The 22,356-nt window shown below is 52.7% G+C and carries 14 protein-coding genes and 1 pseudogene; 3 read left to right on the top strand and 12 right to left on the bottom strand.

Features of this window, described 5'->3' with window-relative positions; all coding sequences use genetic code 11:
- Window positions 1–57: 57 nt before the first annotated feature.
- From P4S53_RS11500 to P4S53_RS11480, 5 genes are all read right to left on the bottom strand, one after another.
- Complete coding sequence (locus tag P4S53_RS11500; protein WP_337112789.1) at window positions 58–1,287, bottom strand: ammonium transporter; 1,230 nt, start codon at window positions 1,285–1,287, stop codon at window positions 58–60.
- Window positions 1,288–1,316: 29 nt separating this feature from the next.
- Window positions 1,317–1,655 (bottom strand): P-II family nitrogen regulator, encoded by a 339-nt coding sequence (locus P4S53_RS11495; protein ID WP_120513354.1) that lies wholly within the window; start codon window positions 1,653–1,655, stop codon window positions 1,317–1,319.
- 193 nt (window positions 1,656–1,848) lie between these two features.
- Complete coding sequence (locus tag P4S53_RS11490; RefSeq protein ID WP_161443983.1) at window positions 1,849–2,217, bottom strand: YacL family protein; 369 nt, start codon at window positions 2,215–2,217, stop codon at window positions 1,849–1,851.
- A gap of 344 nt (window positions 2,218–2,561) precedes the next feature.
- Window positions 2,562–5,159: a bifunctional aconitate hydratase 2/2-methylisocitrate dehydratase gene (acnB, locus tag P4S53_RS11485; protein WP_337114467.1), complete on the bottom strand. Its 2,598-nt coding sequence runs from the start codon at window positions 5,157–5,159 to the stop codon at window positions 2,562–2,564.
- A gap of 215 nt (window positions 5,160–5,374) precedes the next feature.
- Window positions 5,375–7,633, bottom strand: a complete 2,259-nt coding sequence (locus P4S53_RS11480; protein ID WP_337112788.1) for a patatin-like phospholipase family protein — start codon at window positions 7,631–7,633, stop codon at window positions 5,375–5,377.
- Window positions 7,634–7,748: 115 nt separating this feature from the next.
- Between P4S53_RS11480 and P4S53_RS11475 the strand changes: the two genes are divergently transcribed.
- Window positions 7,749–9,662, top strand: a complete 1,914-nt coding sequence (locus P4S53_RS11475; RefSeq protein WP_337112787.1) for a methyl-accepting chemotaxis protein — start codon at window positions 7,749–7,751, stop codon at window positions 9,660–9,662.
- A 216-nt stretch (window positions 9,663–9,878) separates the two neighbouring features.
- Here P4S53_RS11475 and lpdA read toward each other — a convergent pair whose 3' ends face one another.
- From lpdA to ampD, 5 genes are all read right to left on the bottom strand, one after another.
- Window positions 9,879–11,303: a dihydrolipoyl dehydrogenase gene (gene lpdA, locus P4S53_RS11470; RefSeq protein WP_337112786.1), complete on the bottom strand. Its 1,425-nt coding sequence runs from the start codon at window positions 11,301–11,303 to the stop codon at window positions 9,879–9,881.
- A gap of 187 nt (window positions 11,304–11,490) precedes the next feature.
- Window positions 11,491–13,386 carry a pyruvate dehydrogenase complex dihydrolipoyllysine-residue acetyltransferase gene (aceF, locus tag P4S53_RS11465; protein WP_337112785.1) on the bottom strand — a complete coding sequence of 632 codons (1,896 nt, stop codon included), beginning with the start codon at window positions 13,384–13,386 and terminating at the stop codon, window positions 11,491–11,493.
- Window positions 13,387–13,399: 13 nt separating this feature from the next.
- Window positions 13,400–16,063: a pyruvate dehydrogenase (acetyl-transferring), homodimeric type gene (aceE, locus tag P4S53_RS11460; protein ID WP_337112784.1), complete on the bottom strand. Its 2,664-nt coding sequence runs from the start codon at window positions 16,061–16,063 to the stop codon at window positions 13,400–13,402.
- Window positions 16,064–16,164: 101 nt separating this feature from the next.
- Window positions 16,165–16,938 (bottom strand): pyruvate dehydrogenase complex transcriptional repressor PdhR, encoded by a 774-nt coding sequence (gene pdhR / locus P4S53_RS11455; RefSeq protein WP_027253657.1) that lies wholly within the window; start codon window positions 16,936–16,938, stop codon window positions 16,165–16,167.
- Between the two features lie 320 nt (window positions 16,939–17,258).
- The gene (gene ampD / locus P4S53_RS11450) at window positions 17,259–17,813 is read right to left on the bottom strand and encodes a 1,6-anhydro-N-acetylmuramyl-L-alanine amidase AmpD (protein WP_337112783.1); all 555 of its coding nucleotides are present in this window, start codon (window positions 17,811–17,813) and stop codon (window positions 17,259–17,261) included.
- 148 nt (window positions 17,814–17,961) lie between these two features.
- Between ampD and nadC the strand changes: the two genes are divergently transcribed.
- Window positions 17,962–18,858, top strand: a complete 897-nt coding sequence (nadC, locus tag P4S53_RS11445; RefSeq protein WP_337112782.1) for a carboxylating nicotinate-nucleotide diphosphorylase — start codon at window positions 17,962–17,964, stop codon at window positions 18,856–18,858.
- 71 nt (window positions 18,859–18,929) lie between these two features.
- On the opposite strand, the gene glpQ is transcribed toward nadC, so the two are convergent.
- Together glpQ and glpT are read right to left on the bottom strand one after the other, a co-directional pair.
- Window positions 18,930–19,988: a glycerophosphodiester phosphodiesterase gene (gene glpQ, locus P4S53_RS11440; protein WP_337112781.1), complete on the bottom strand. Its 1,059-nt coding sequence runs from the start codon at window positions 19,986–19,988 to the stop codon at window positions 18,930–18,932.
- A gap of 94 nt (window positions 19,989–20,082) precedes the next feature.
- A pseudogene (glpT, locus tag P4S53_RS11435) lies at window positions 20,083–21,443 on the bottom strand (glycerol-3-phosphate transporter).
- Between the two features lie 420 nt (window positions 21,444–21,863).
- Between glpT and P4S53_RS11430 the strand changes: the two are divergent.
- Entirely contained in the window at window positions 21,864–22,355 is a 492-nt protein-coding gene (locus tag P4S53_RS11430) for a pilin (RefSeq protein WP_337112780.1), read from the top strand.
- The last annotated feature ends 1 nt before the right edge of the window (window position 22,356 follow it).

The raw sequence follows: 22,356 nt of genomic DNA, 5'->3' as shown, positions 1-22,356 counted from the left end.
CGCTGCCGGATGGCAGCGTTTTTGATAATTATGTGAATTAGTTCAACTTTAAAGCAATTACTTCACGCTGACAAACTCAGGGTAAGCATCGATACCGCAGTCGTGTAAATCCATTCCTGCCATTTCTTCCTCTTCGCTGACACGGATCCCCATGGTCGCTTTCAGGATGGCCCAGACCGCCAGACTTGCACCAAAGACCCAGGCGAAAATCACAACCGCACCCAGTAACTGAGCACCAAAGCTGGCATCTGTGTTGCTGAACGGTACCACCATCAGGCCGAAGAAACCGCACACCCCGTGTACTGAAATCGCACCGACAGGATCATCGATTTTCAGCTTGTCCAAACCAATGATACTGAAGACAACCAGCGCACCGGCAATCACACCGATAATGACAGAGGACATCGGTGATGGAGACAGCGGATCTGCAGTGATAGCCACCAGGCCCGCCAGTGCACCATTGAGAATCATGGTCAGATCGGCTTTACCCCAGGTGGTTTTACACACAGCCAGTGCAGCGATGGCACCTGCAGCAGCAGCGGCATTGGTGTTGAGGAAAATTTTACCTACGGCCGTTGCGTTCTCGAAATCGGAAATCATCAGCTGCGAACCGCCGTTGAAGCCGAACCAGCCAAACCACAGGATAAAAGTACCCAGAGTTGCCAATGGCATGTTTGAACCAGGGATGGGCAGGATTTCGCCATTTTTACCGTATTTGCCTTTACGGGCGCCCAGAAGCAGTACCCCAGCCAGTGCCGCAGACGCCCCCGCCATATGCACAATCCCTGAGCCGGCAAAGTCGCTGAAACCTGCAGCCGACAGGAAGCCACCGCCCCAAGTCCAGTACCCTTCCACCGGATAAATCACCGCTGTCAGAACGACTGAGAATACCAGGAATGCCCACAACTTCATGCGTTCTGCCACAGCCCCTGAGACCACCGACATGGCTGTCGCGACAAAGACCACCTGGAAGAAGAAGTCAGATTCCAGCGAATGATCAGCCCCTTCCGCCTGAGTCCCGAATAAGGTACCAAATGAAGGCAGCCAGCCACCTTCGCCGTTATCGACATACATGATGTGATAACCCACAATCAGGTACATGGTGCAGGCAATGGCGTACAGACAAAAGTTTTTGGTTAAAATTTCTGTGGTATTTTTTGAGCGCACCAGGCCGGCTTCCAGCATGGCAAAGCCTGCTGCCATCCACATGACCAGGGCACCTGAGATCAGGAAAAAGAATGTGTCGAGCGCGTAGCGCAGCTCTGTCACCGTTGTTGATAATTCCATGGTTGTCGTCCTCTTATCACATCTCGTTGTTATAATGCTTCTGCGTCTGTCTCACCGGTACGGATACGTACCGCATGGTCCAGGTCGTAAACAAAAATCTTGCCGTCACCGATTTTGCCTGTGTGTGCTGCCTTGGTGATGGCTTCAAGAATGATTTCCAGGTTCTCCGCCTGGGTGGCGATTTCCAGCTTGACCTTAGGCAGGAAATCAACCTGGTATTCCGCACCGCGGTACAGTTCAGTGTGTCCTTTCTGACGACCAAATCCCTTGACCTCAGAAACGGTCATCCCCTCAACCCCAACGTCCGCCAGCGCTTCACGCACATCATCCAACTTAAAAGGTTTGATTATTGCATTGATGAGTTTCATTAACCTTGCTCCTTAAATCTGTGCATCCCTAACATACACAGATGATTAAACAAGCTTCGTGCCAACTTTAAAAAACCTTAATAAACATCAACTTAATCAAAAAACAGAAAAATTGCACAAAAAAACCGCACCATGGTGGTGCGGTTTATTCCCCGAAAAGAAGCAAAGCAGGAATTTACACTGAATCTGACGCCTATCGTCCGCGAATAAATGCACGCCAAGCATGCAAGACTTGCTCAAGATCCTCAAATCCACACAGGGAAACCGCTTCATCGTCATAATGGCTCATGTCTTCATCAAGCTGATCTTCATCTTGAAAAAACAAATAATTAGCCTGAACTATGGCTTCGTTATCTTCCAGGATCAGTGTCATTTCTTCCCCGCTTAACCGCCACTCGCTCGTGGTGCCCTTTAGTGCACCAAGTTGATTCAGGATCAAAGCTATCTTTGCCTCATCAGCCTGCACTTCTTCCACCAGCCAGCGGCCGAGGGCTTCATGACCCATAGAAAAAACCACATGATAGCTGCCGTCCAGCATGTTTTTCTTAAATTCGTAGTCCATACCTGCCCTTTATTATTGTGATCGGTGATACGTTCTTGGTGATAGGTGATTGGTGTCTGCCATCTGGCGCCGTCTTACTTAACTATTGTCCGCATACTGCATTCAGTGAAGGGAGCCGGAATCATTTCGCCGCGCACCTTGTCAGGAACCCGGTAAAAATGCAACCTGAAGCCGCTATGAGCTGTCTTTTAGGGGAGAGAGGGGGAGCCGAGCCAACGCAACAGGCCGGCTTAGAAAACAAACAGCGAAAGGTCGCGTAACACAAAACGACATCAAGACAAAAAAAGACAGGGAGCCACTGGCTCCCTGTCTGATTCACTCGCAGTTATCCTGGTCGGGTATAATTACACCGCAGCCTGGATAATCACTTCATCAGCACGCTTGGTGTACTGACCCATGCGGTGGAAGTTCAGATAGCGGTAAGTATCTGCTGCCGTGGCATTAATCTGCTTAGCGTACTCCATGTACTCTTCCACAGTCGGGATGCGACCCAGAATAGCACCCACCGCTGCCAGCTCAGCAGAAGACAGGTACACATTGGCACCGGTACCCAGACGGTTCGGGAAGTTACGGGTCGAGGTCGACATCACAGTTGCTTTGTCAGCCACACGTGCCTGGTTACCCATGCACAGCGAACATCCCGGGGTTTCAATACGCACACCGGCACGGCCGAAGATACCGTAGTAACCTTCCTCGGTCAGCTGATCACGGTCCATCTTGGTCGGTGGAGCAACCCACAAACGCGTGTTCAGCTGGCCACCAAATTTATCCAGCAGCTTACCAGCGGCACGGAAATGACCGATGTTCGTCATACAGGAACCGATGAAGACCTCGTCGATTTCAGTACCCTGAACCTCAGACAGCAGGCGGGCATCGTCCGGATCGTTCGGCGCACACAGGATTGGCTCTTTGATCTCAGCCAGATCGATTTCGATCACGTGCGCATATTCAGCGTCTTTGTCTGCTTCCATCAGTGACGGATTATCCAGCCATTCCTGCATCGCAGTAATCCGGCGCTCAATAGTACGACGATCGCCATAACCTTCCGCGATCATCCACTTCAGCATCACAATGTTGGATTCCAGATACTCAGCCACAGATTCCTGCGACAGTTTCACTGTACAACCCGCCGCACTGCGCTCTGCTGAGGCATCAGACAGCTCGAACGCCTGCTCAACCGTCAGGTGCTCAACCCCTTCAATTTCCAGCACGCGGCCGGAGAATTCGTTGATCTTACCGGCTTTCTCTACGGTCAGCAGACCTTGCTTGATACCGTAGTAAGGGATGGCATGCACCAGATCACGCAGCGTGATCCCTTCTTGCATCTCGCCCTTGAAGCGCACCAGAATCGATTCTGGCATATCCAGCGGCATGACACCGGTTGCTGCAGCGAACGCCACCAGACCAGAACCTGCCGGGAACGAAATCCCCAGCGGGAAACGGGTGTGCGAGTCACCGCCGGTACCGACAGTATCAGGCAGCAGCATGCGGTTCAGCCAGGAGTGGATCACGCCGTCGCCCGGACGCAGCGAAACACCGCCACGGTTCATGATGAAATCAGGCAACGTGTGGTGCGTGTTGACATCCACAGGCTTCGGATAGGCCGAAGTGTGACAGAATGACTGCATGGTCAGCTCGGCAGAGAAGCCCAGGCAGGCCAAGTCTTTCAGCTCATCACGGGTCATCGGACCTGTGGTGTCCTGAGAGCCCACTGTGGTCATCTTCGGCTCACAGTAAGTGCCCGGACGGATGCCTTCAACACCACAGGCTTTACCGACCATTTTCTGAGCCAGAGTAAAGCCTTTACCTGAATCGGCCACTGGCTGCGGGCGACGGAATACCGTCGATGCTTCCAGGCCCAGACACTCACGGGCACGGTCAGTCAGACCACGACCGATGATCAGTGGAATACGGCCACCGGCACGCACTTCATCAATCAGCACATCGGTTTTCAGCGAGAAGGTAGAAATCACTTCATCACTGTCGTGGTGGCGCACTTCGCCTTTGAATGGGTAAACGTCGATCACATCGCCCATGTTCAGCGCCGTCACATCCACTTCAATCGGCAGTGCACCGGCATCTTCCATAGTATTAAAGAAGATAGGCGCAATCTTACCGCCCAGCACATAGCCGCCAGCGCGCTTATTGGGCACATTCGGAATGTCATCGCCCATGAACCAGAGGACAGAGTTCGTCGCCGATTTACGCGATGAGCCCGTACCGACCACGTCGCCCACGTATACCAGCTGATGGCCTTTTTCTTTCAGGGCTTCAATTTGTTTCACCGGGCCAACTGAACCGGCTTGATCCGGTTCAATACCGTCACGTTCATTTTTCAGCATCGCCAGCGCGTGCAGAGGAATATCCGGACGGGACCAGGCATCCGGTGCCGGTGACAGGTCATCGGTATTGGTTTCACCGGTGACTTTAAAGACGGTCAGGGTAATTTTTTCAGCCAGTTCTGGCTTAGACAGGAACCACTCGGCATCCGCCCAGGATTGCAGCACTTGCTTGGCGAATTCGTTGCCGGCTTTTGCTTTTTCTTCGACATCATAGAATGCATCGAACATCAGCAGCGTATGAGACAGGGCTTTCACCGCAATCGGTGCCAGTTCGGCATTCTCTAACAGGCTGATCAGGGGTTCAATGTTATAACCACCCTGCATGGTACCCAGCAGCTCGGCCGCTTTTTCTTTGCTGACAATGGGAGACGTCGCTTCACCTGTGGTAATCGCGGCCAGAAAGCCCGCTTTGACGTATGCGGCTTCATCAACACCTGGCGGGATGCGGTTTTCCAGCAGGTCGACCAGGAAGGCTTCTTCGCCTGCAGGTGGATTTTTCAGAAGTTCAACCAGAGCAGCAGTTTGCTCGGCATCCAGAGGCTTAGGGACAATCCCTTCAGCAGCACGCTCTTCGACGTGTTTACGGTAGGCTTCAAGCACGACATATTCCTCATTTTTCGGTTTAGCCAACCGGCTAAACATCCTTGGAAGTGATTGCCCTCTCCGGTTATCTCGCACGCATTATGCTTGACTTGATTCAGACCTTTTTGGCGTGCAGGAGAGACCAAAACCGGTTACGGAGCATACCATTTTTAACTAAACATTAAAATCAGGCGGACTTTTACAACATTCACAAAACAGGAAAAATCCCGGTATTACAAGGCTCCTCCAAAAAACAGATAGAATGAACTTAAATCTTCTTCCGTCCTGCCATAAGCCAGAATGAATGGCCCAAATGGCGTAGTAATACCCGTAAATATGCTACCCGCATAGTATCCCGGTATTTCTGAGACCGAAAGATCGGGATTATTGAACACACCGCCCCATTCGACAGAGGCACCCAGATACACCGCGGAGTTAAACAGGCCAAAGTCGTTATCCAGCAGATGGTAACGGTACACCAGGGCAGAAAATACTTTATTGTTCCCCGACAGACTGTTTTTCGGGATGCCGGATAAATTCAGGAATCCCCCCAGCTCTTTGGGGTCAAGCCGTAAATCCTCGTCAGAATGGACGTTGCCGTATTCCGCCTTGCCCATCAGGGTATGGCGACCAAAAGTGTACGCCCCTTTCCAGCCCAAATCGAAATGCAAAGAAGTATCTGTCCTGTGCTCCCCCTGAAAACGCACACTGTCATCTGAAGAGGCAATTTCGGCCAGAAAAAAGTGACCGTTATTCGGCAGGGTGAAATCGTCCAGGGTATCAAGGTTGTACCTCAGATAAAGGCGCCGGCTGTTGCGATCCTGATCACCCAGATTCAGAATACCGGGAAATTGTGTTTCTCCGTTGCCAAACAGATAACCCAGCCTGAATTCCTGCCACAGGGCTGGCTGCCACCCCAGCGAGCTATCGATATTTACATCAATGAAGCGCGCTGCAATAAAATCATCAATGTTTTTCAGGTTAGGTTCTTCCCCCGAGACAGCAACATTGGTATTGGTCACATCATACTCAATCCCCATTACGGTGAACCATTCCTGGTCGCTGGTAAAGGGCACATACAGCTCGCTGGCAACCCGCTTATCTGAGCCATATTCGAGCTCGTTTCGCCACTCTGCCCCTTTTTCTGACAGTCCGGTCGCCGTTAACGCCAGGCCGATGGAGAAGTCGGTATTATTGGCAAAGTCATCTTCCAGGGCGAAACGCATGTCGATGAAGTTGGGCCCCCAGCTTTTGGCTTTGACTTCAAAGATCAAGATATTGCGGTTGCCTAAACGCTCAAATCGGTAATCGACCCGTTCAAACCTGTCCAGCGCATACAGATCGCGCACACTTTGCTCCAGCTGCTCAGTATTGACCTTCATACCGGGTTTCAGCTGCAGACGGTCTAACAGGACTTCATCGGCATAAGGGCTGTTGTTGAGCAATTCAATTTCGTCAATCCGGCCTTCTTCCAAAAATTCCAGCTCGCGCCGGGCTTCCTGTTTGTTATCAATATAGGCCTGATAAGTACTGGCATTACCAAGCTCTGCCAGCTGGAAGCGCACAGTCTGAACACTGTGATAACCGCTATCGAAGGCTTCCGGCATGCGGTGAAAGTCTGTGGTACTGATGCCCCGGACATCCGGGCGCAGCAACAGGTCGTTCTCGGACAGCTGCGATTCCTGACGGGCAGAATTATCCCGCACCATAAAATCAGTCAGCTGATCCATGACCACCAGGTAGTCGGTCAGCTCATCGGCGGTTTTGAAATCGTTACTGATATCCACCGCGATCACCAGATCGGCCCCCATCTCCTTCACGACAGAAATAGGCAGGTTGTTGGTGATACCGCCATCCACCAGCAATTTGCCGTCCAGCATCACTGGCGGCAGCAAACCGGGCACAGACATACTCGCCTGCATCGCCTCGGCCAGATCGCCACCGGACAAGACAACAGGCTTCAGATTTTCAATATCGGTGGCGACCGCACGATATGGCACAGGCAGGGCATCAAAGCTGGCCATCCAGGGTAAATTGCCGGATGTGGTACGCAGTATCTCGCCCATGGTTTGCCCCTGAACAAACCCTTTCGGCACTTTGATTTCCCAGAATTTAAACCCCAGATCCGTGACTATCTGGAACCTGTCCTCTTGCTGCTTTTCGCGGACCCGCCGCTCACTGCGCTGCACCCTGTCCTCATAACCCGATTCCCAGTCAACGGTATTGAGAATGGCTTCGATCTCATCGGCGCTCATGCCTGAGGCATACAACCCCCCGACATAAGCGCCCATGCTGGTCCCCACAATGTAATCCACCGGGATCTGCAGCTCTTCCAGCGCCTTCAGCACCCCGACATGGGCCGCCCCTTTGGCGCCGCCACCACCAAGCACAAGTCCGACCTTCAGGCGATCAGCACTTTTTTGCTCCGCTTTCACTAAAGCTGAAACAAATACGGCCGATATCACAATAAATAATGCAATAAAACGCAACATCCCTTTAGAAACACCACTTTGATCATTGGGCCGATGTGGATTACACCGGCTAAAAAAGACAATTAATTCGCACACTTATACCGCAGAAACCCCGGTAGCAACAGAGAATTGATGCATGAATCTCAAGCAGCTTTCCATCAGGCAAAAACTTACACTGGCAATGAGCATAGCCGTCATTGCCTCCAGCGCATTAGTCAGTTACCTCAGTCTCAGTACCTCGCAGGACATCATTCAGTCGCGCCTGCTCAGCAATGAACTGCCGACCCGGCTGGCTCATTTCAGCGGGCAAGTGGAATCAGAAGTCAGGCTGCTGCAAAACGCCACTGAACAACTGGCGAACAATACGGCCATACTGAATCTGCTGGCGCAGCCGGTCAGTGCCGCCGATGAACAGCAGCTGATTGACCAGCTCAACAGCCTCAAGCGCCAGTATGGCCTGAACGATGCGTCAATTGCCAACCGGGAAACCGGGGATTACTGGAACCAGAACGGCTTTTTGCGCCGCCTGAATCGCACTCAGGATAGCTGGTTCTACGGCTTCCGTGACAGCAACACGTCAAGAATGACCCAGGTGTTCAGGGAAGCGAACGGCGAGCTGAAGCTTTTCGTCAATTACCAGCAACTGAACGGCACAGGGATGTCCGGCTTTTCCCGCTCATTCAATGATATGGCGAATCTGCTCTCGCAATTCAAACTGGAGCAAACCGGCTTTGTGGTCCTGACGGATGCACGCGGCGTGGTGCAGCTTGATCCGAAAAACCGCAACCCGGAGAAAACGCCGTTTACCGATCGCTTTGGTTCCGACAGCCGGGTGTTACTGGAAAAGAGCCCTTTCAATCTGTTTACCGCCCATTATCAGGGCCAGAAGCTGTTGCTGGCTTCCAGCTATATTCCGGCGATGGACTGGTTCGTGATTGCTCAGGTGCCTGAACAGGAAGTGTTTGCCCAGTTAAATGAAACCCGCAATCATGTGATGCTTCTGGCTGTTCTGACCACGCTGGCATTCATTGCACTGGCAGTGTACCTGAGCCAGACCATCACCCGGCCGATCCGCCAGGCCGCCGATACCTTCCGCGAGCTGGGCGACGGTGATGGCGACCTGAGCCGACGAATTCCGGTGTCAGGCAAGGACGAAATTGCCGAACTGGCGAATGGTTTCAACGCCTTTGCCGGCAAGATCCATGCACTGGTTATCGACGTGGCTGCCACGGGCACAGAGCTCAGAGTGGCCGCCGAGCAAGTCTCTGCCCAGGCGCAAGCCACACTGGATCACAGCCAGAATCAACGCGATCGCACCCTGCAGGTGGTCACAGCCATTAACCAGATGGGGGCCACTGTCAATGAAATTGCCGGCAATGCGGCTTATGCGGCGGAATCTGCTTCACAGGCCACCTCGGCCACCAGCAATGGTCAGCAGGTGGTTCTGAGCGCGCAGGACAGCATTGAACAGCTGGCCGGCGATATGCACAACATGGCGAAAGTGGTCGCGACCCTGGCAGACAACACAGTCGCCATTGGCGGTATTCTGGAAGTGATTCGTGGCGTCTCCGAGCAAACCAACCTGCTGGCACTCAATGCGGCCATTGAAGCAGCGCGAGCAGGTGAGCAAGGACGGGGATTTGCCGTGGTCGCCGACGAGGTCCGTAATCTGGCCAGCCGCACCGCGGCCTCAACCGATGAAATCCAGACCATGATTAACCGCCTGCAGCAGGAAGCGCAAAACGCCGTGCAGGCCATGCAGAACAGCCAGCAATTAACCGAAGCTGGCACCCAGGCCGCGGATGATGCCACCAAGGCACTGCTGCTCATCAACGAGCAGATTCTGCAGATTTCCGATCTGAACACTCAGGTCGCCACGGCAACCGAGGAGCAATCCACGGTTGTGTCTGACATCAATATCAATATCGAAGATATCAACGAGAATACCCAGCGTACTTCAGACACGGCCAATGAGATGGTCGCGTCCAGTCAGAATCTGCACGCTTTATCGCTCCGTCTGGAGCGTATGGTCAGCAGCTTTAAGCAGTAATCAGACCCGGCAGCGCCTTCAGGTATGATGCGCTGCCCCCTCCTGACCTCCCCGCCTTGCGGGGGAGGAACAAAAGCACGAACCTGTCCTTGAAACTCAAACGCTTTCGTCCCTCCCCCTTTTTTTCAGGGAGCAACGAAGGCCTTTCCTCTGGCTCAGAACGTAAAAAAGCGCCTCAAGGGCGCTTTTTTCATGCAGTCCGAAAAAGTAAAAGGCTTACTTTTTCTTCTTCGCTTTCGCGTTTGGCAGGTCAGTGATCGAACCTTCATACACTTCCGCAGCCAGACCCACAGACTCGTGCAGCGTCGGGTGCGCGTGGATGGTCAGTGCGATGTCTTCTGCATCACAACCCATCTCGATCGCCAGACCGATTTCGCCCAGCAGTTCGCCACCGTTGGTCCCCACAATCGCACCACCGATCACGCGGTTGGTGTCTTTGTCGAAGATCATCTTGGTCATACCGTCGGCACAATCAGACGCGATCGCACGGCCAGAAGCGGCCCATGGGAAAGTCGCAACTTCGTAGTTGATGCCTTCTGCTTTCGCTTCTTTCTCAGTCTTACCAACCCAGGCAACTTCTGGCTCAGTGTACGCAATGGAAGGAATCACTTTCGGATCGAAGTAGTGCTTCTTACCGGCAATCACTTCTGCGGCCACGTGGCCTTCGTGCACACCTTTGTGTGCCAGCATTGGCTGACCCACAACGTCACCAATGGCGAAGATGTGTGGTACGTTGGTACGCATTTGCTTGTCAGTGTTGATGAAGCCACGCTCATCAACGGCAACGCCGGCTTTGTCAGCGTCGATCAGCTTACCGTTTGGTGTACGGCCGATCGCTACCAGTACCGCATCATAACGAACAGGCTCAGCTGGTGCTTTCTTGCCTTCCATTGAGACGTAGATACCGTCTTCCTTCGCTTCAACCGCAGTGACTTTGGTTTCCAGCATCAGGTTGAACTTCTTGCTGATACGCTTGGTGAAGACTTTGATGATGTCTTTGTCTGCTGCAGGGATCACCTGGTCAAACATTTCAACCACATCGATCTGAGAGCCCAGTGCGTCATACACAGTTCCCATTTCCAGACCAATGATACCGCCACCCATGACCAGCAGTTTTTCTGGGACTTCTTTCAGTTCCAGCGCGTCTGTGGAGTCCCAGATGCGTGGGTCTTCATGCGGGATGAAAGGCAGTTCAATCGGACGAGAACCAGCAGCGATAATCGCGTTGTCAAATTTCACTGTCGTGGCTTCTTCGCCTTCGACAACGATGGTGTTCGGATCGGTAAATTTACCGTAACCGTTCACAACAGTCACTTTACGCATTTTCGCCATACCCCCCAGACCACCGGTCAGTTGGTTGATGACTTTGTCTTTCCAGATGCGGATCTTGTTGATATCGGTTTGCGGCTCACCGAAGACCACGCCGTGCTCGGCCATGGCTTTGGCTTCTTCGATGACTTTCGCCACGTGCAGCAGTGCTTTCGATGGGATACAACCCACGTTCAGACACACACCACCCAGCGTGCTGTATTTTTCAATCAGAACCGTTTCCAGACCTAAGTCTGCGCAACGGAAAGCGGCAGAGTAACCGGCAGGACCTGAGCCTAGAACTACGACCTGGGCTTTAATTTCTTTACTCATTATTGACCTCGTTGTAAGTCATCTATCCCTAACTGGCTGTAAGGCAGAATGCGTTATTTTTTTATTTTCAGACCGCGCAACAGTTTACAGACCTGTTATCACCCTGAAAAGGAAAATGGCATTCCCTGTGAGCCAGGCAACAATTCCTTGCCCGTTCATACGGGCAAGGAATCTCGGGTCACACCTTTTACAGCACCAGGCGACGAATGTCGGACAGCATGCCGTTCAGGTAAGTAATGAAGCGTGCGCCTTCAGCACCGTCGATCACGCGGTGATCGTAAGACAGTGACAATGGCAGCATCAGGCGAGGTTCAAAGTCCTTGCCGTTCCATACTGGTTTCATCTCAGACTTAGACACACCCAGGATGCCCACTTCAGGCGCATTCACGATTGGGGTGAACGCCGTACCACCCAGGCCACCCAGGCTTGAGATAGTGAAGCAGCCGCCCTGCATGTCCGCCGCCGTCAGTTTACCGGCACGGGCTTTCTTAGAAACTACCATCAGCTCATCAGACAGCTCGTAGATGCCTTTCTTGTTCACGTCTTTGAACACAGGCACAACCAGACCGTTTGGTGTATCAACCGCGATACCGATGTTGACGTATTTCTTCAGGATCAGGCTCTCACCGTCATCAGACAGAGAAGAGTTGAACGCCGGGAAGGCTTCCAGAGACTTGGCAACAGCTTTCATGATGAACACCAGCGGGGTGATCTTCATGCCGGTGTCTTTCTTCGCTTCGATCGCGTTCTGCTCTTTACGGAAAGCTTCCAGCGCTGTGATGTCTGCGTCATCCCACTGAGTCACATGCGGGATCATCACCCAGTTACGGTGCAGGTTGGCGCCAGAGATCTTCTTGATGCGAGACAGCGGCTTCACTTCGGTTTCGCCGAACTTGCTGAAGTCCACTTTCGGCCAAGGCAGCAGACCCAGTGCCGCACCGTCACCTTTACCGGATGCAGACGCAGCCGCACCCGATTCCAGGCGTTTCAGCGCGTCTTTCACATAGCTCTGAACGTCTTCTTTCAGAACGCGGTTCTTCCGGCCGGTCCCTTTCACTTTCGCCAGGTTCACGCCGAATTCACGCGCCAGACGACGCACCACCGGAGACGCGTGTGCGTATTCGTTGTTTTCAACGAAATCACCGCCCGCTGCTGGTGCTTCTGCTTTCGCAGCCGGTGCTGCGGCAGGTGCTGCTGCAGGCGCTGGTGCTGCTGCCTGAGGCGCTGCCGCTGGGGCTGCACCGGCAACTTCGAACACCATGATCAGAGAGCCGGTCGACACTTTGTCGCCGCTCGCGATCTTGATTTCTTTCACTTTACCCGCGAATGGTGCAGGCACTTCCATTGAAGCCTTGTCGCCTTCCACAGTGATCAGCGATTGCTCTTCTTCCACCATGTCGCCAACGGCAACCATGATTTCAGTGACTTCAACTTCGTCGCCACCGATATCCGGTACGTTCACTTCTTTGTCAGCCGCCGCGGCTGGTGCTGCTGCCGGCGCAGGAGCCGCTTCAGCCGCTGGCGCCGGTGCTGCTGCACCAGAACCTGCCACTTCGAAGACCATGATCAGAGAACCGGTCGACACTTTGTCACCGGATGCGATCTTGATTTCTTTCACCGTACCGGCGAATGGCGCAGGTACTTCCATCGAAGCCTTATCGCCTTCAACCGTGATCAGAGACTGCTCTTCGTCAACGCTGTCGCCAACGGCCACCATGATTTCAGTGACTTCAACTTCGTCGCCACCGATATCCGGCACGTGAACTTCTTTCAGTTCAGCCGCCGCTGGTGCTGCAGGTGCTGCGGCAGGCGCAGCTTCTGCGGCCGGAGCTGGTGCAGCCGCTGCTGCACCCTCCGCTTCAAAGATCATGATCAAAGAGCCGGTAGACACTTTGTCGCCTTCCGCTACTTTGATTTCTTTGACGATACCCGCCTGAGAAGCCGGTACTTCCATGGAAGCCTTGTCGCCTTCAACCGTGATCAGAGATTGCTCTTCTTCCACCTTGTCGCCAACGCTGACCAGGATTTCAGTAACCTCAACCTCATCAGCACCGATGTCAGGTACATTAATTTCGATTGCCATTATTTATTGCCTCTTACGCGAATAGCGGGTTGATCTTGTCGGCATCGATGTTGAATTTCTTGATTGCTTCCGCAACAACAGATTTCTCAACATCACCACGCTTGGCCAGCTCGTTCAGAGCTGCAACAACCACGTAGCCAGCGTTCACTTCGAAGTGACGACGCAGGTTCTCACGGCTGTCAGAACGGCCAAAGCCATCAGTACCCAGCACTTTATAAGATTCAGCCGGGATGAAGGCACGCACCTGATCCGCATAGTTCTTCATGTAGTCAGTGGCTGCAATGGCAGGTTCAGTTCCCATCACTTCCGCGATGTAAGAGACTTTCTGCTCTGCTTCAGGATGCAGCATGTTGTAACGCTCTGCGTCCTGACCGTCGCGGGCCAGTTCGTTGAATGAGGTTACAGAGAATACGTCAGACGCGATGCCGTAATCGTCGCTCAGGATTTGAGCTGCTTTACGTACTTCGTTCATGATGGTGCCAGAGCTCATCAGCTGAACTTTCGCTTTATCGCCCGCGTAAGTTTCCAGCTTGTAGATACCCTTACGGATACCTTCTTCAGCGCCTTCCGGCATCGCTGGCATTGCGTAGTTTTCGTTCATCAGCGTCAGGTAGTAGAACACGTTTTCCTGATCGCCATACATGCGACGGATACCGTCTTGCATGATAACGGCCACTTCGTACGCAAACGTCGGATCGTAAGAGATACAGTTCGGGATGGTGTTCGCCAGAATGTGGCTGTGACCATCTTCGTGCTGCAGACCTTCACCGTTCAGGGTGGTACGACCGGCTGTTGCACCCAGCAGGAAGCCACGTGCTTGCTGGTCACCCGCCATCCACGCCATGTCGCCCACACGCTGGAAGCCGAACATAGAGTAGTAGATGTAGAACGGAATCATTGGCAGGTCGTTGGTGCTGTACGAGGTCGCCGCAGCTACCCACGAAGACATAGCGCCCAGCTCGTTAATCCCTTCCTGCAGTACCTGACCTGCGGTGTCTTCTTTGTAGTAAGACACAACGCCACGGTCTTCAGGGGTATAAGTCTGACCGCTTGGGTTGTAGATACCGATTTGACGGAACAGGCCTTCCATACCGAAAGTACGGGCTTCGTCAGCAATGATAGGAACGATGTTCTTACCAATGTTCTTGTTCTTCAGCAGCACGTTCAGTGCACGCACAAAGCCCATAGTGGTTGAGATATCACGCTTCTGCTCTTCCAGCAGTGGCTTGAACTCTTCCAGCTCAGGTGTGATGAACTCTTGGGTGAAGTTCGGCAGACGCTTAGGCGTGTAACCGTGCAGCGCTTTACGGCGTGCGTGCAGGTATTCGTGCTCTTTTGAACCTTCTTCCAGTTTCAGGTAAGGCAGGTTCTTCACGTCATCTTCAGACACCAGATCTTGCAGACCCAGGCGATCACGCAGGTGCAGAACATGAGTCATGTCCATTTTCTTCACCTGGTGCGCAATGTTCTTACCTTCGGCCGCTTCACCCATGCCGTAACCTTTCACGGTTTTGGCCAGGATAACCGTTGGCTTGCCTTTGGTGTCTTGCGCGTTTTTGAATGCCGCGTACAGTTTTGATGACTCGTGACCGCCACGCTTGAGCGCGAAGATTTCGTCGTCAGTCATGTCAGCAACCAGGGCTGCTGTCTCTGGGTATTTACCGAAGAAGTGCTCACGCACGTAAGCGCCGTCTTTGGATTTGAACGTCTGGTAGTCACCGTCGATGGTTTCGTTCATCAGCTGCAGCAGTTTACCTGTGGTGTCTTTTGCCAGCAGAGAATCCCAGTTGTTACCCCAGATCACTTTAACCACGTTCCAGCCTGCACCTTTGAACAGACCTTCCAGTTCCTGGATGATGCTGCCGTTACCCATGACCGGGCCGTCCAGACGCTGCAGGTTACAGTTCACCAGGAAGCACAGGTTGTCCAGTTTCTCACGGGCGGCGAAAGAAATCGCACCACGTGATTCTGGCTCATCCATCTCGCCATCGCCCAGGAAGGCGTAGACGCGCTGGGCAGAGGTATCTTTCATACCACGGCCGTGCAGGTACTTCAGGAAACGCGCCTGATAGATAGAGGCGATTGGACCCAGACCCATAGATACGGTCGGGAACTGCCAGAATTCAGGCATCAGTTTAGGGTGCGGGTATGAAGACAGACCTTTGCCGTCTACTTCCTGACGGAAGTTATCCAGCTGCTCTTCAGTCAGACGACCTTCAACGAAGGCACGCGCGTAGATACCCGGAGAGATGTGGCCCTGGTAGTACACCAGATCGCCGCCGTCTGTTTCGTTCGCTGCACGGAAGAAGTGGTTAAAGCACACTTCGTAGAAAGCCGCAGAAGACTGGAAAGAAGCCATGTGGCCACCCAGTTCCAGATCTTTCTTAGAGGCACGCAGTACGATCATTACCGCGTTCCAGCGGATAATGGCACGGATACGACGTTCCAGCGTGGTATCACCAGGATACGCAGGCTCTTGTGCTGCAGGAATGGTATTGATGTAGTTAGTGGTAATGCCCGTTGGCATGTCTACTCCACCCAGACGCGCTTTTTCCAGCACTTGCTCCAGCAGGTACTGTGCACGTTCTACACCTTCTTCACGAACGACGGACTCCAGGGCTGCTAGCCATTCTTGAGTCTCCAGTGCGTCCACGTCATGCTTCATGACTTCAGACATGCGATCTATCCTTTCGTTGATATTCTACAAAACCAGGGTTTTATCGCCCCTAACAATGTCGCGACTGTTTGATACCGACCTCGGCTTATATGAGGGAAGTATTAATCCAGCCCGTCCTTGCGTTGTTGAATCCTGCGAAGAGAGCGTTCACGTCTGCTATCTTCAAGCGTTAAATCCAACAATGTTTCCTCGATATAAGCCAAATGTGCATGCGATGCTTCACGCGCCATTTCCGGCTGCCCGGAAACGATCGCATGCACAATATCGGCTCGGTGTTTGCTCACCTTCTCCACCACCTCAGGGCGACGGTTCAGGAGTTCAAAGTTTTGTAATACGTTTTGTTCCAGCAAGGGGGCGAGACTGCGGATGATATGCAGCAGTACCAGATTATGCGCGGATTCGGTCACCGCAATCAGATACTGCATCACAGCGGCAGCTTCAGACTTGAGATCACCCTGTTGCTGGGCTTCCTGTATCCGGCTGTGACAGGCGCGGATACGGTCGAAATCGTCTTCATTGCCGCGCAGAGCGGCATAGTAAGCCGCCAGCCCTTCAAGGGCATGGCGGGATTCGAGTAAGTCGAGTTGTGTTTCAGGATGGGCTGCCAGTAAATCCAGCAGGGGATCAGAAAAACTCTGCCATAACTGATCCGACACGAAAGTGCCGCCGCCCTGACGACGGGTCAGCAGATGTTTGGCTTCTAAGCGTTGAATCGCTTCGCGAACCGAAGGTCGCGAAACGTCAAACTGCCGCGCTAACTCTCGTTCAGGCGGCAGTTGGTCTCCGGGGGACCATATCCCCTCCAGGATCAATCGCTCAAGTTCTTGCTCTATGACGTCTGAGAGCTTGGCTTGGCGGATACGCTTATAAGTCATTTATTAGAATCTGCTTCTTGTAATTTTTTATCTGACAGTTCGACCCTACGACCGGTTAATTGGTCATACCAATTTAACTATATACAGAAATTTTACAGAAATAATTGAGGATGTCTACCGACAACTTGATTCATGTCATGGTAGTTCGAGCAGTAAATCCCCGCAATTCAGGCCATGAAAGCCAAAAATTATCGCAACTTTAGACCAGAATCCCGCATGTTGCGAACAAGATTCACACAGAAAGTTAATGGTCAGACCAATTTATTAACATTTATGTCACATATAAAAATGTCACTTTTTGTAAAACAGCTCAAATTTTTTTAATCACTTAACCCGGTTTTATAATACCGCCAGTCAAAGGCCAGTCCGGGGTCGGTCTTGCGGCCGGGCGCGATAAATTCATGGCCGGTGATACGGGCGCGGGACAGTTGCGGATAACGGGCGAGTAAAGTGCTGCTGAGTTGGTGCAGCGCGTCATACTGCGCCGGGGTATAAGGCAGGGTATCTGTGCCTTCCAGTTCAATACCGACAGAATAATCATTGCATTTCTCTCGGCCGGCAAACTCAGAGACACCGGCATGCCAGGCTCTGGCATTGAAAGGCACAAACTGAATCACTTCGCCATCGCGGCGGATCAGGCAATGCGCAGAGACCCGCAACTGATGAATTTCCTGAAAATAAGGGTGGCCATTCGGGTCCAGCTGTCCGGTAAAAAGCTGCTCTATATAAGGACCACCAAACTGCCCTGGCGGCAGGCTGATATTATGGATCACCAGCAATGAGATATCGGTTTCATCCTGCCGGCTGTCACAAAACGGAGAAGGCACCCGTTTCACATTGTCCAGCCAGTGTTGGTCGTTAATTCTGAAATTCATGCCTGCTGCCTGTTTACTTGATTGACCTGACGCTAAGGATAAAACCTGTCGCCGCTCTCACTCAACCCGAGAATGCCTTCCCCTTGCCAGCATCTCACAGTATGATCGGCTTCATTTCGACAGCCTCAGCTAACACGGTATATAAGTTATGAGCCCTACGGAACAAAAACATGATACGCAGTCTCGCCTGGCCTACCTGCGCCAGCAGCTTCCCGAAGATATCCGCCGCAATGTGGCCGATGCACTGCGCGAAGATTTGGGCGGCGAGATTGATGCGGCCCGCGACATTACGGCCAGCCTGATCCCGGCGGACAGCCAGGGAACGGCCACCATCATTACCCGTGAATCCGGAGTGTTCTGTGGTCAGCTCTGGGCCGACGAGGTGTTCCGTCAGCTAGGCGATGAAGTGAGCATAGAGTGGCAGGTCAGCGACGGTGATCCGGTTGAGCCCAATCAGGTGCTGTGCGTCTTGCGAGGCCCGTCGCGCATTCTGCTGACCGGTGAGCGCAATGCCATGAACTTCATCCAGACCTTATCCGGCTGCGCCACCCGGGTGGCCCAATATGCCGATCTGCTGGCAGGCACCCCAACCCGTCTGCTCGATACCCGCAAGACCATACCCGGCCTGCGCAACGCACTGAAATACGCCGTGGCGTGCGGCGGCGGTTTTAACCACCGTATCGGCGTGTTTGATGCCTATCTTATCAAAGAAAACCACATCATTGCCTGTGGCGGGATCAAGCAAGCGGTTGAGACCGCCAGACAGCTCAATCCGGGCAAGCCAGTGGAAGTGGAAACCGAAAGCCTGGATGAACTGAAACAGGCCATTGATGCCGGTGCCGACATCGTGATGCTGGACAACTTCACCACCGACATGATGCGCCAAGCGGTTGCCTTGAATCAGGGACAGGTCGCGCTGGAAGTGTCTGGCAATGTCACCGATGAAACGCTGCGTGAGTTTGCCGAAACCGGGGTCGATTATATCTCGGTCGGCGCACTGACCAAGCATGTGCGTGCCATGGATCTGTCAATGCGCTTTCAATAAGCGCAGATCACTCAGAACAGAAAGGGAGCGCCAGTGCGCTCCCTTTTTTCATGTAGAGACAAGGGTTCCGATTAACCGCGATTGAGGAAAGACACCGCTTTATCCGGGAAGTCAGTGAATACACCATCCACTTTCACTTTGTGATAAAACACGTCCAGCATGTCATCAAAGTTCTCTGCGTATGGGGCAATACGGCCTTCATCGGCGCGGAAGGTATAGGGGTGAACCACAAGACCGGCAGACTTGGCTTCTTGCATCAGCGGCAGGATGATCAGGTTATCTTTGGTTGACTTGTCATCCACCAGCATTGGTTTCCACGGGCCGATGCCATCGGCATACTGAGCCACTTTTGCCATGCCGTCTTTTTCAAACATCCAGTCATAGTTGTACGGCGTTGCATCCTTGCCTTGATACACCATGGTCTCGTTCCAGTCGGTGTAGGCCATCAACTGGACCAGATTGAGATCCATTTTCATGGCTGGCATCAGTTCGTCGTTGATGCGTTTGAGTTCAATCGGATCGAAGCACTGTACAAAGACTTTGTCGTCTTTGCTGTCGTAGCCGTACGCTTTCAGCACTTTCAGCAAGGCCTTGGAGATATCCTTGCCTTCATGGCGATGGAACCAGGGGGCTTTGATCTCAGGATAAATACCGATATTGTAACCCAGCGTGCTGTTCAGGCCCTGGATCAGCTCAATTTCTTCTGCCAGTGTCGGCACAGTAAACGAAGATTTCCACAGCGGGAAACGGCCAGGAAAACCCGCCACCTTGTTGCCGTCTTCATCAATATTAAAGCCTTCGGTCAGACGCAGCCCCTGAATTTCAGCCAGGGTAAAATCGATCGCGTAATAACGGCCGTCGGCACGGGCACGGTCCGGATAACGCTCCGCCACATCCGTCACACGGTCAAGATAATGATCATGTAAAACAACCAGCTGGTCATCTTTGGTCATCACTACATCTTGCTCGATATAGTCAGGTTTCATGGCATAAGCCATGGCTTTGGCTTCCAGTGTGTGTTCCGGCAGATAACCTGATGCGCCACGGTGGGCAATCACCAGTGGATCCGCAAATGCTGCTGAAGAAAGAGTCAGTGCAGCCATTGATAAGCCAATTACGTTCAGTTTCATATTTTAATCCATATTTTGTTTGTCAGACGCCATAAAACAACGGGCCGTCACTTGTATGAAACGGCCCGTATATATTGAAAATTAAAGCAAAACCTTAAGCAATTGCTTGCTCACGTGCTTTTTGCTTATGATGTGCGCGTTCACCCACAAAGGCATACATCAGGAAAATGATCGACGCAATACAAGAGCCCACCAGCACGATGAAACCGCCATCCCAGCCAAAATGATCCACTGTGTAACCCAGCACCGCATTCGCCGCAACGGCACCGCCCAGGTAACCAAACAGACCGGTCAGACCCGCTGCCGTGCCCGCTGCTTTTTTCGGTGCCAGTTCAAGTGCATACAGGCCAATCAGCATCACAGGACCATAGATCAGGAAACCGATCGCGATCAGTGCCAGCATATCGATTGTTGGGTTGCCTGCCGGGTTGAACCAGTAAACCAGCACGGCCAGTGTCACCAGGACCATGAACAGAATACCGGCCGGTGCACGGCGCCCTTTGAACAGTTTGTCTGAAATCCAGCCGCACAGCAGGGTGCCCGGGATCCCGGCCCACTCATACAGGAAATAAGCCCAGGACGACTTATCCACGGTAAATTCCTTGGCTTCTTTCAGGTACACCGGCGCCCAGTCGAGTACGCCGTAGCGGATCAGGTACACAAAGGCGTTGGCTATCGCGATAGACCACAACAGCTTGTTGGAAAAGACGTACTTGAAGAAAATCTCTTTGGCCGACATTTCATTTTCATGAGACTTGTCGTAATCGTCCGGATAATCATTTTTGTATTCTTCAATCGCCGGCAGACCGCATGACTGCGGAGTATCGCGTACCGTCAGCCAGATGAAAACAGCGACCAGGGCGGCAAAAAAGGCAGGAACATAAAAAGCAGCGCGCCAGTCATCCTGGAAAGCCCACAATCCCAGTAAGAACAGCGGGCCAATCAGGCCGCCACCCACATTGTGAGCAACATTCCAGACCGAAACAATTTCACCCCGCTCTTTCCGGGACCACCAGTGCACCATCGTCCGGCCGCACGCTGGCCAGCCCATGCCCTGGAACCAGCCGTTCAGGAAAAGCAGGATAAACATGGCGGTAATGCTGCTCGTCGCCCAGGGCATAAAACCGAAGCAGAACATCACCAGCGACGACATCAGCAGGCCGGCACTTAAGAAATAGCGCGGATCGGAGCGGTCAGACACGCTGCCCATCAGAAACTTCGACAGGCCATAGGAGATAGAGACAGCTGCCAGCGCGACACCCAGATCACCACGGCTAAAGCCCTGCTCAATCAGGTATGGCATCGCCAGACTAAAATTCTTACGGACCAGGTAATAACCTGCATACCCGAAAAAATTCCAATAAAAAGCTGCCACCGCAGACGTTTGTAGGTGCTGTCAACCTTGTCTGCCGGTAGCAGCGGTTGATGCGCTTTGGGAGTAAAAATTCCAAACATTCAGAGGGAACCTCGTTGTTATGATTATTGCGATGGTTTTTATGAGCGAGTGAGCGTATTCATCAAACTGATGAAAGTAAATCTTTTCGTTTATGCTCATTTATTATCTGTGATCTGAGTATTGTCTTGGTAGATACCCAACAAAAATAGTGGTTTTTAAGTGATTTACTGCAATTACACAGCAGTTATGCCCATTACGAACCGTGAGCACATTCGAGCAAATGAGCCTGATTCAGGTCAATCCACCCCTGAGCCGCCTGCCCAACGTCGTTTTCTTCGAGCAGCCTCCAGCCACCCACTGTAAGCACAGGCTGTTACAGCCAGAGAGTTGAATCGCACCGAGGAACAAAAATCAACCGCTATCCATCTGAATAGTATGACTTATTTTTATTCGCATCGGTTCTTCAGGTGGATAGCATCATGACCAGGTACAGTGGATTTACATTGATTGAATTGATGATAGTGGTGGCTATCATCAGCATACTGGCGGCGTTTGCCATGCCGGCTTATCAGGGGTACACCCAGCGCGCCCATGCCACTGAGATGCTGCATGCTTCCTCGGCGATGAAAACTGCGGTCAGTTTGTGCCTGATGACAGGGCAAACATCAGGGACCGCACAGCTGATCGACTGTCAAAGCGGCAGTAACGGTGTGCCCGCGAAGCAACTCTTCAGCAAAAGCAATGGCGACAGCTTTGAGATTTACTCAACCGTAACGGCAAGCCTGTCCGGGACCACACCAACCATTACTGACGGCGCGGCCATCGTGGCGCATATTCCGGAAGGACAGCGCAAAGGCAGTCTGCCTGCGAATGCGCAAATCCGGCTACAGCCACAAAGCAACTCCCACGGCATTATCTGGCGGACCCTCTGCAGCGGTGACAACCCCTCGCAATTTTGTCCGGGGCAGTAAG

Source organism: Photobacterium sp. Hal280, from assembly GCF_037162255.1.
Classification (GTDB): Bacteria; Pseudomonadota; Gammaproteobacteria; order Enterobacterales; family Vibrionaceae; genus Photobacterium.
This window is presented reverse-complemented; position numbering and strand designations above follow the sequence as displayed.

Coding starts and splice junctions, on each gene's coding strand:
- P4S53_RS11475 (WP_337112787.1), top strand. CDS start 7,749: ATGAATCTCAAGCAGCTTTCCATCAGGCAAAAACTTACACTGGCAATG.
- P4S53_RS11490 (WP_161443983.1), bottom strand. CDS start 2,217: ATGGACTACGAATTTAAGAAAAACATGCTGGACGGCAGCTATCATGTG.
- P4S53_RS11430 (WP_337112780.1), top strand. CDS start 21,864: ATGACCAGGTACAGTGGATTTACATTGATTGAATTGATGATAGTGGTG.
- ampD (WP_337112783.1), bottom strand. CDS start 17,813: ATGAATTTCAGAATTAACGACCAACACTGGCTGGACAATGTGAAACGG.
- P4S53_RS11495 (WP_120513354.1), bottom strand. CDS start 1,655: ATGAAACTCATCAATGCAATAATCAAACCTTTTAAGTTGGATGATGTG.
- P4S53_RS11480 (WP_337112788.1), bottom strand. CDS start 7,633: ATGTTGCGTTTTATTGCATTATTTATTGTGATATCGGCCGTATTTGTT.
- nadC (WP_337112782.1), top strand. CDS start 17,962: ATGAGCCCTACGGAACAAAAACATGATACGCAGTCTCGCCTGGCCTAC.
- pdhR (WP_027253657.1), bottom strand. CDS start 16,938: ATGACTTATAAGCGTATCCGCCAAGCCAAGCTCTCAGACGTCATAGAG.
- aceE (WP_337112784.1), bottom strand. CDS start 16,063: ATGTCTGAAGTCATGAAGCATGACGTGGACGCACTGGAGACTCAAGAA.
- P4S53_RS11500 (WP_337112789.1), bottom strand. CDS start 1,287: ATGGAATTATCAACAACGGTGACAGAGCTGCGCTACGCGCTCGACACA.
- lpdA (WP_337112786.1), bottom strand. CDS start 11,303: ATGAGTAAAGAAATTAAAGCCCAGGTCGTAGTTCTAGGCTCAGGTCCT.
- glpQ (WP_337112781.1), bottom strand. CDS start 19,988: ATGAAACTGAACGTAATTGGCTTATCAATGGCTGCACTGACTCTTTCT.
- aceF (WP_337112785.1), bottom strand. CDS start 13,386: ATGGCAATCGAAATTAATGTACCTGACATCGGTGCTGATGAGGTTGAG.